The organism is Achromobacter sp. Marseille-Q0513 (assembly GCF_018195695.1).
In the GTDB taxonomy this organism is placed as follows: Bacteria; Pseudomonadota; Gammaproteobacteria; order Burkholderiales; family Burkholderiaceae_B; genus Achromobacter.
Genome location: NZ_JAGTJY010000567.1, coordinates 1 through 412, shown reverse-complemented (window position 1 = coordinate 412; position 412 = coordinate 1). Strand labels below are relative to the sequence as shown.

The following is a 412-nucleotide window of genomic DNA, read 5'->3' as shown; positions in this document are numbered from 1 at the left end:
GTGCTGGACGGCCCGCCGGACGCGCTGCGCGAGCGGCTGCGGGCGCAGTTCGCCGAGTCCGGCCAGCCGGGCATCGCGGGCTGGCCCACCACCAGCAATATCTGGCTCGTCGGGCGCGACCACGCCCGGGACGCGCGCGCCATCCTGTTGAACGGCCCCCAGTTCGGCTGGTGGAACCCCGCCTATACCTACGGCATCGGCCTGCACGGCGCGGGTTTCGATGTGGTGGGCAACACGCCATTCGCCTATCCGAGCGTGCTGTTCGGCCACAACGCGCACGTGGCCTGGGGATCGACGGCGGGCTTCGGCGACGATGTCGACATCTACGCCGAGAAGCTGGACCCCGCCGACCGCACGCGCTACTTCCACGACGGCCAGTGGAAACGCATGGAGAAACGCAGCGAACTCATCC

At 69.7% G+C, this 412-nt stretch carries 1 protein-coding gene; it reads left to right on the top strand.

Features of this window, described 5'->3' with window-relative positions; all coding sequences use genetic code 11:
- A partial coding sequence (locus tag KDH83_RS31780; RefSeq protein ID WP_212323163.1) for a penicillin acylase family protein occupies positions 1 to 412 on the top strand: 412 nt, incomplete at both ends.